The 9096-nt window shown below is 53.4% G+C and carries 4 protein-coding genes and 6 pseudogenes; 2 read left to right on the top strand and 8 right to left on the bottom strand.

Going from position 1 to position 9096, the window contains the following annotated elements:
• Window positions 1-154 precede the first annotated feature (154 nt).
• Window positions 155-872: pseudogene (gene mazG, locus QZ506_RS04080) on the bottom strand (nucleoside triphosphate pyrophosphohydrolase).
• 19 nt (window positions 873-891) lie between these two features.
• A pseudogene (locus QZ506_RS04085) lies at window positions 892-1207 on the bottom strand (IS1 family transposase).
• Here QZ506_RS04085 and QZ506_RS04090 point away from each other — a divergent pair.
• Together QZ506_RS04090 and QZ506_RS04095 are read left to right on the top strand one after the other, a co-directional pair.
• Window positions 1127-1654 carry a glutaminase gene (locus QZ506_RS04090; protein ID WP_291969264.1) on the top strand — a complete coding sequence of 176 codons (528 nt, stop codon included), beginning with the start codon at window positions 1127-1129 and terminating at the stop codon, window positions 1652-1654. The pseudogene QZ506_RS04085 and the gene QZ506_RS04090 overlap by 81 nt on opposite strands.
• A gap of 66 nt (window positions 1655-1720) precedes the next feature.
• Window positions 1721-3361, top strand: a pseudogene (locus QZ506_RS04095) (MFS transporter).
• A gap of 200 nt (window positions 3362-3561) precedes the next feature.
• Here QZ506_RS04095 and aguA read toward each other — a convergent pair.
• The 6 genes and pseudogenes from aguA to QZ506_RS04125 form a co-directional block, all read right to left on the bottom strand.
• Window positions 3562-4659: an agmatine deiminase gene (gene aguA / locus QZ506_RS04100; RefSeq protein ID WP_291969266.1), complete on the bottom strand. Its 1098-nt coding sequence runs from the start codon at window positions 4657-4659 to the stop codon at window positions 3562-3564.
• Window positions 4660-4662: 3 nt separating this feature from the next.
• The gene (gene aguB, locus QZ506_RS04105) at window positions 4663-5547 is read right to left on the bottom strand and encodes an N-carbamoylputrescine amidase (RefSeq protein WP_291969267.1); all 885 of its coding nucleotides are present in this window, start codon (window positions 5545-5547) and stop codon (window positions 4663-4665) included.
• A 71-nt stretch (window positions 5548-5618) separates the two neighbouring features.
• Window positions 5619-5957 (bottom strand): annotated as a pseudogene (locus tag QZ506_RS04110) (helix-turn-helix domain-containing protein).
• Between the two features lie 257 nt (window positions 5958-6214).
• A complete protein-coding gene (gene pfkA / locus QZ506_RS04115; RefSeq protein ID WP_291969269.1) occupies window positions 6215-7177 on the bottom strand; it encodes a 6-phosphofructokinase in 963 nt (320 codons plus the stop codon).
• Between the two features lie 187 nt (window positions 7178-7364).
• Window positions 7365-8265, bottom strand: a pseudogene (gene fieF, locus QZ506_RS04120) (CDF family cation-efflux transporter FieF).
• A gap of 42 nt (window positions 8266-8307) precedes the next feature.
• Window positions 8308-8952 (bottom strand): annotated as a pseudogene (locus QZ506_RS04125) (MFS transporter); the annotation flags it as partial.
• Window positions 8953-9096: the final 144 nt, after the last annotated feature.

Below are 9096 nucleotides of genomic sequence, written 5' to 3' on the forward strand. Positions count from 1 at the left end.
CAACGCTGATCTTTTTCAGCAGGCGATCAAACTGGTTGATATCGTCAGGGGTTTTGAGATTTTTGGCCAGCTCGTTAGCCAGAGCCTGTAACTGTTTTTCGTCCATAAAGTAACCTGCTTTTGATGTTGGATTGAACATATAAAAATCAGGCAATTACACAATCTCGTGTACAGGCTCGGCCTTTTCTTGACGTTTTACCTGTTCCCAAGCCGCGTCCATTTCCTCAAGCGTCGCCTGTTCAACTGTTTTTCCCTAGGCGATAACAATTTGTTCTACCTGACGGAAACGGCGGCTGAATTTGCGGTTTGCCGCCTGAAGCGCATTTTCGGCTTTTTGACCAAGATGGAGTGAGAGATTTACCGTAGCAAACAATAAATCGCCCACTTCTTCGGCCAGCTTTTCTTCATCGACGACTGCCTGCCGGGCTTCATGCATCACTTCATCAATCTCTTCATACACTTTGTCGACCACTGGCCCCAGACTGTTCCAGTCGAAACCGACTGACGCACAACGCTGCTGGATTTTGTACGCTTTCATCAAAGTGTGCAACGCGTCAGGAATATCGTCCAACGCAGAGTATCGGGCATTTTCAGCGCGCTCCTGTGCTTTGGTTTGCTCCCAGTTGGCAAGCACCGCGTCACTGTCGGTGAGCGTCGCATACCGCAGAAAAATCAAACAACCCCTGCTCTTGCGCCATCTGGGCGTAAAACACCACCTGAAACAACAGATCGCACAATTCGCTGCGCAGATCGTCGAAATCCTGACGCGCAATAGCATCCAGCACTTCGTAGGTCTCTTCCAGCGTGTAGTGCGCGACCGTGTCAAAGGTTTGTTTGCGATCCCACGGGCAACCGTTTTTCGGGTAGTGTATTCAATGAGTTGATGTAGCATCAAACGTAGTACTCGCGTTCGATGTAAGTACCGATGATCCTATCGTGCATTTCGGATGATTTTGAATATCCGGGCGTCTTGCGATTGAGCCGTTGCAATCGGTTACGCAGTGTCAGATGTGTACGCTCAATACGCTGTGTATACAGCTTGCTAACAATGTGTTTTACTTTTGGAAGTTCATCGTTGTAAGCCCTGTAGCCATCCGTGTTTTCATGACTGACGACGGTAACGCTGATGGCCACTTTTGCCATAACCGTGTTTTTTCACAGAAGATGTCTGTTCACAAAACGGGCATCTTACATCAACTTTATCCACTGTATTCCACATCCAAAACCGGACATTTCACACTGCAATCAACATATTGAATACACGACCGATTTATATACCCGCCAATGCTCACTCAACATCAGCGCCCGCGATCTGGCGGTGATGGGGGCGACGCTGGCCGATGGTGGCGTTAACCCCATCACCCGCGACCGCGTGGTCAACAATGACTTGTGCCATTACGCCCTGGCTGTGATGGTCACCGCTGGGCTGTATGAAACATCCTGCGACTGGCTCTACGATATCGGCCTCCCCGGTAAGAGCGGCATTGGCGGCGGCATCGTCACTGTCTCGCACGGTAAGGGCGGTTTAGGCACCTTTGCGCCCTTACTTGACGGTGCAGGCAACAGCGTCAAAGGCCAGTTGGCAGCACGCTTTCTCTCCCGCAGCCTGGGTATGGATATGTTCGTCTCCGAACCTTACACCGAAAAAAGCTGATAATCGTTGCTGTAACCAACGCAAGAATTCGCATAAAAATCTAAGGACAATAAGGGGATAACCATTATGGTGAATCAATCGACACCGCACACAGTGACAGACGAGAAAGCGTCATGGATACCTATGATCACCATCGCACTCGCCCAGATTCTGATGTCATTCAACGTCGCCTCACTGCCCGTCGCGCTGGGTGGTATGGTGAACAGTTTCAATGTGCCGCCTACCACCATTGCGACGGGTATCGTCGTCTATTCACTGTCCGTCGCCGGTTTCGTTATGTTGGGTGCAAAACTCAACCAGCGATTTGGCCCACTGATCATCTTCCGCTCTACCGTGCTGCTGTTCGGTGTCGCTCAGGTGATGATGACTTTAAGCCCTAACGCCACCATCATGATCAGCGCACAGGCGCTCAGCGGCCTGACGGCGGCAGCGTTGGTATCCTCACTGGTGGCACTGATTGCGTAGAATTATCGCGGTGCACAACAAGCCACCGCGCTAAGCACATTGTGTTCGGCACACGCCGGTGCGGGTGTGGCGGCATTTTTAATTGGCGGGGTGCTGGGCACCTATATCGGCTGGAGCCCGGCGTTTGGTCTGCTGATCGTCTTGTCTGCCGTAATTTTCTTTCTCAGCTTCCGCATGAAAGCGGATAGGTGCCGGCCAGAAGTCAGCATTGATATTGTCTGCGTGGTACTGGCAGCAACCTCAATCATTCTGCTCTCTTTCGGCTTCAACAACCTTAACCGCTGGGGAATGGGTCTGGTTCGAGACGCAGCGCCTTTCGATCTGCTTGGCTTCTCTCCGGCACCCTTTATGATCGCGCTGGGTATCGTGCTTGGTCAGCTCTTCGTGGTCTGGACGCGACGCGTAAAAGAAAAAGGCAAAAACCCATTGCTGGCGCTGGAAGTGATTACCTCGCCAACGGAGCGAGCTGCCGTGGTCGCCATGTTTGCAGTGGTCGCGCTGGAAGCAATGCTGAACTTTTCCGTGCCACTCTACATTCAGATTGTGCAGGGCAGCACGCCGCTGGCAACAGTCATCGCCATGATGCCGTTCAACCTGTCCGTATTCTTCTCCGCAACGCTTATCGTACGCTTTTACCACAAGCTGACGCCGCAAAAGATTGGCCGCTACTGCTTCATCATTTGTACCCTTTCGCTGCTGTGGCTCGCTTTTGTAGTGCGTAACAACTGGAGTGAGTTCGCGGTGCTGTTCGGCATGGTAGCGTTCGGTATTGGTCAGTGCTCGCTGGTCACCCTGCTGTTTAACGTGCTGGTGAGTGCTTCACCGAAAGAGTTGGCGGGCGACGTCGGCTCACTGCGAGGCACCACCAACAATCTGGCGAACGCGATTGGTACCGCCGTGGCCGGTGCGCTGTTGGTAGGATTGATTAGCTCCAGCGTGATGCGCAACATTGTGCAAACGCCTGTGCTGACCCCTGAAATTCAGGCACAGGTGAATCTCGATAATATTAACTTTATCAGTAACGATCGCCTGCTCACCGTGCTGTCGCAAACCACGGCAACGCCAGAACAAGTGGCTGAAGCGGTGCGCGTCAACGAGGAATCGCGCCTGAAAGTGCTGAAGTTTGGTCTGCTGATCATGGCCTTCTTGTCCATGATGGCGATCATCCCGGCAGGCAGACTGCCTAGCTATCTGCCCGGTGAACTGCCTGCGGATAATATGGATCAAGAGACAACCAAATAGATTAATATCGGCGCGTAAAAAGGCACCGGTAATAACCGGTGCCTTCCGTCATATTCGGCGCAAGCCGGAGATCTCTGCGAAAAAAAAACGCATCTCTTCTGCAAGAGATTCCCGCTTTCGCGGGAATGACAGAGGTGGGCGGGAATGGCTGTTTGATGCTCCGGTGACTACCGGAGCCTTTTGGTGATAGAGAAACCGGCTTAACGGACCGACGGGATCTGCTTAGTAATGCAGTGAATGTTGCCACCGCCTAACAGAATTTCGCGCGCAGGCACGCCTACAATGGCGTAATCTGGGAACATCTGTTGCAGCAGGTTACGCACCGTATCATCGGTATGCGCATCCAGTAACGGGAAGATAATTTGCTGATTGCTGATCAGTAAATTTACGTAAGAACCCGCCAGACGCGAACCTGCTAAACGTTCAATCGCATCACCCGATGCGACACCCGCCGCTTCCTCTTCCGTGGCATAGAGCGGACCCGGCGCAGGCAGCTTCCAGATCTTCAGAGCACGCCCTTGCGCATCACGAGCCTGGGATAAAACCTGATACGCCGCGACAGAGCGCGCATACTGCGGATCGTTTTCATCATCCGTCCAGTGCAGCGCCACTTCACCGGGGCGCACAAAGCAGCACATGTTATCGATGTGGCCGTCGGTTTCGTCGTTATACACCCCTTCTTCCAACCAGATAATGGTGGAAATATTGAGGTAGTCACGCATCAACTGCTCAATATCAGCCTTACTCAGATGAGGGTTGCGGTTCGGATTCAGCAAGCATTCTGCCGTGGTCAACAGTGTGCCTTCTCCATCAACGTGAATAGAGCCGCCTTCCAGAATCAGCGGTGCCGCATAGCGTGCATCACCGTGGTGCGCCAACACATGCTGCGCGACTTGTTCATCCTGTCGCCAGTCGTCGTACAAACCGCCCAACTCGCCGCCCCAGGCGTTAAACTGCCAGTCGATACCCCGGCGCTCACCGTTACCGTTTAGCACCACGGTCGGTCCAGTATCACGCATCCAAGCATCATCGCTTTCCATCGCAACTAGCGTCACCGTTGCAGGCATCAGGCTACGCGCCTGCGCCATCTGCTGCGCTGGAACGCCCGTGATCACCGGCGTCTTCTGACCAATCGCCTGTGCCACTGCGGCAAACGTCTGCTGCGCAGGCAAGGCATTATTACGCCAGTTATCCAACCGGTAGGGCCAGATCATCCACACCGCATCATGAGGTGCCCATTCGGCGGGCATAAAAAAGCCATCCTGACGCGGCGTCGAAGTGAGAGTCGAAGGTGACATCGATTATCTCCGGGTCTTGCCGTCAGAAGTGCCGAGCGCCGTGTACATCTCCGGGCGACGGTCGCGGAACAGCCCCCAACTGGCGCGTTGCGCGGCGATCGCTTCCAGATCGAATGTGTGCACCAGCACCGCTTCATCTGTTTTGTTCGCCTGTGCCAACAGCGCACCGGTTTGATCGGCAATGAAAGAAGATCCGTAGAAGGTCATTTCCAGCCCATCGATATATTTGCTCGCTTCAGTCCCAATACGGTTAGAGGCAATCACCGGCACCAGATTGGCAGCCGCGTGGCCCTGTTGCACGCGCGTCCAGTGTGGCTGGCTGTCGATATCCGGATAGGCCGGTTCAGAACCGATAGCGGTAGGGTAGAAAATCAGCTCTGCACCCTGCAACGCCAGGCTGCGCGAGGTTTCCGGGAACCACTGGTCCCAGCAGATGCCCACACCAACTTTAGCGTAACGAGTCTGCCACACCTTGAAGCCGGTATCGCCAGGGATAAATAACTGCTTTTCCTGATACGCCGGACCATTGGGAATGTGCGTTTTACGGTACACATCCAGCACGCTACCGTCGGCGTCAATCATCACCAACGAGTTGTAATAGGCATTATTGGCGCGCTCAAAGAAGCTCAGCGGCAATACCACCTCAAGCTCAGCCGCCAGTGCGGAGAAGTGTTTGATAAGCGTGCTGGTTTCCAGCGTTTGTGCCAGAGCATAGTGCTCGGGACTCTGATCGATACAGAAGTAAGGCGCGGCGAACAGCTCCTGAATCAGGATTATTTGAGCACCCTTGGCGTGCGCCTGTCGCACCAGTTTTTCGGCATTCTCAATATTCTTGGGCAGATCCCAGGAACACGCCATCTGCGTTGCGGCAACGGTCACTTTTGTCATGCGAAGACCTCTATTATCTCTCTATTACGCTGGCTCAATGCCAGCCCTACCCGTTTAAGTGTACGACGCTATTATGGCTTACGCAGCACTCGCTGTACACGCGCCTGCTCCCAGCGCTTCCAACGATCGCGCAGCCAGAACACCTTCACGGCATTAAGCGCCAGATTGACCACAACATAAACCACAAGCGAGCGCCAGAAACGGCTCTCTTGCCGCATCTGACGTTTCGCTGCCTGAACGCGCAGCTCAAGCGATTCTCCGCTCAGGGTTTGCTAACTCTCTTCCGTCATCAACTCGGTAACATTCACGCCAAACGCTGCGGCGATGGCACCGAGAGTATCCAAACTGGCACGCTCACCATTCTCGATACGCTGAACGGTTCTGACGCTTAAGGAGGAGAGTTCCGCCAGTTGCTCCTGGGACTAGGCGTGGGCAAGGCGTAATGTTTTAATCGGATTGGTCTTCATGGTGGTTTTCCTCCTGTCTGTTTTTTCAACTCTATTTTTTAAAGAAATAAAAAACACAGCCTCAACCTACGCCCGCTTAGCTGCCGCGAACACGACAGCGACCTGACAGGCTCCCGACAGACTGCAACATCAAGAAAAAAAACCACCCTGTCGTCATACGGAGGGATGGCTTTTATTGCGAAAGAATACAGCCACCAGATTTAGAACAGCTTTCTCGCCGTCTCCAGCCAATCACGCTTGAAGGGCCGTTTCATGTTCTCAATGGAATCGATGATATCGTGGTGCACCATTTTTTCGTTCTGAATACCGACGCAGCGACCGCCGTAGCCTTGCAGCAGCAGTTCAATAGAATACGCGCCCATACGCGAAGCCAAAATACGGTCATAAGCTACCGGGGAGCCGCCACGTTGAATGTGGCCCAGCACCGTAGAACGCGTTTCACGCCCTGTTTCTCTTTCAATATAGCGTGCCAGTTCGTCGATATCGCAGATGCGCTCAGTAATGGCGACAATGGCGTGTTTTTTCCCTTTAGCGATGCCTGCTTTGATTTCACACACCAGATCTTCCGGTTTAAACTCTTCTTCCGGTAACACAATAAATTCGCAGCCCCCTGCAATCGCCGCGGCCAGCGTCAGATCGCCGCAGTGGCGTCCCATCACTTCCACGATGGAAATACGTTGGTGAGAAGAAGAGGTATCGCGTAAACGGTCAATGGCTTCCAGTACGGTTTCCAGTGCGGTGAAATACCCAATGGTGTAGTCGGTGCCTGCCACATCGTTATCGATGGTGCCCGGCAGGCCAATACACGGAAAGCCCATTTCAGTCAGGCGCTTGGCCCCCACGTAAGAACCGTCACCGCCGATCACCACCAGGGCATCCAGACCACGGTTTTTCATGTTCTGTACCGCGACTTCACGTACGTGATCGTCGCGAAACTCGGGGAAACGCGCCGATCCTAAAAAGGTGCCGCCGCGGTTGATAACATCAGACACGCTGTAGCGGTCCAACTGCTCCATGCGATCCTGGTACAAGCCCTGATAGCCATCATAGATACCGTAGACTTCCAAACCTTCCGTCAGCGCCGCGCGTACTACGCCGCGAATCGCCGCATTCATGCCTGGTGCATCGCCACCGCTCGTCAATACTCCGATTTTCTTGATCATGACAACCTCTGGATTTGTAGATGTAGTTTTGCAGGATGTTTCTACCGGACGGGCCGCCGTGGCGAACCATCGCTCACCTTTTTAGGCATATTATAACAAATGTCCTGAGCTGAATTGATTCAGGTCAGGCAAAATAATGCCGCGCAACCCATTTTCTATCACATTTCTCAAACAAATACAGGCTGGATCACACCTCGATGCGCCCGCGCTGTTCTTCCGGTACAGCGGAGGACGGGTCTTGATGGATAAGAATATCGGCACCGGGAAAACGCTGACGTAACGCCTGCTCCAAACGGTCCGCAGCCTCATGTGCCCGAACCAGCGGCAGCGAATCATCCATTTCCAGATGCAGTTGAATAAAACGGTTCGGCCCTGAGCGCCGAGTACGCAGTTGATGTGCGCCATGAATGCCAGGCCAGCCACGAATCAGCTCAACAATCGCCTGCAGCTCTTCTTCTGGCAGCGCACGTCCAGCAGCGATTGCACCGCGTCATAGCCGATGCGCAGGGCGCTGTAGAGAATATAAACCCCAATCCCCAACGCAAACAGGGCATCAGCGTAGGTGATACCGCGCCAGCTTAATACCAGCGCCACCAGAATAGCGCCGTTCATAAACACATCAGACAGGTAATGCAATGAATAGGCGCGTATAGCCTGGCTCTGGTTCTTGCGTACCACCCAGCGTTGAAAAGTCACCAGCAGCAGCGTTGCCACCAGGGCAATCACGGTGATGACAATCCCCACTTCTGGTGCGTACAGCGGTTGCGGCGCGTTCAGCAGTTGGAACCCGGTGAGGATCAAGAACAGCGCGGAGCCAGCAATGAACATGCCCTCGCAATGGCGGCCAGATACTCTGCCTTGCCATGACCGAAAGCATGCTCATCGTCAGCGGTTTGGAGCGCATAACGCACGGCCAGCAGGTTCACCAGCGACGCACTGATATCCACCAGTGAATCCACCAACGAGGCTAATAAACTGACCGAACCGGTGTACCACCAGGCGAAGGCCTTAATGATAAATAGCAGCAGCACCACAGCTGTCGCAACCACTGCGGTGCGCGTTACCCAATGTGCATACTGCAAATCCATCACGCACCTCGCCTCAACAAAGCATGTTATCCAATCATGACATTACTTCATGACAGCATGGCTAAACACGAGCGCATAGCGCCGAAAAATGAACAGGCACCACAGCAGCGCAATGCCACCCAGTGAAGCTCCCGCAAAACCAATCTCATTCATGCCTACATGCGTGATGATCTGGTTACCCAGCAACGCACCACCGCCGATACCCACATTATAGATGCCGGAGAACAATGCCATGGCAACATCCGTAGCATCAGAAGCCAGCGTCAGGACTTTTACCTGCATGCCAAGGCTCAGCGCCATGATAACGATGCCCCACAGCACACAGACGATGGACAATCCCAATGGATTATTGGCCATTGGCAACAACAGCGCCATGCACAACGGCAATGCCGCGATGCTCGCCACCAGAAAGCACGCTGGATAGCGATTGCTGTAGCGGCTGAAAAGCATGCTGCCGATGATACCGGCACCGCCAAAAATCAGCAGCGATACGGTGGTGAAATTTTCGCTTAATCCGGCGACCCGCTGCACGAAAGGTTCGATATAGCTGTAAGCGGTAAAATGGGCCGTCACCACCAGCACCGTCAGTGCATAAATACACAGCAGCGCCGGGCGCTTAAGCAGCAATGGCAGGCTTTTCAGCGAACCAGAATGGCTGCTGGGCAACGGAGGCAACAGTTTCATCAACACCAGGGCTTTGTTGAATAAATAGAACTTTTGGGTAATCATCGGAGCAGATCACCACAGTTGTTTCAAAATCAGGTCTCCATGGCAAAACAAAATTTTAAAATCACCAACTGGCCCTCTTATAACAAGGCCCTCAAGCAGCGC

Source organism: Candidatus Symbiopectobacterium sp., from assembly GCF_020054415.1.
Lineage (GTDB): Bacteria > Pseudomonadota > Gammaproteobacteria > Enterobacterales > Enterobacteriaceae > Symbiopectobacterium.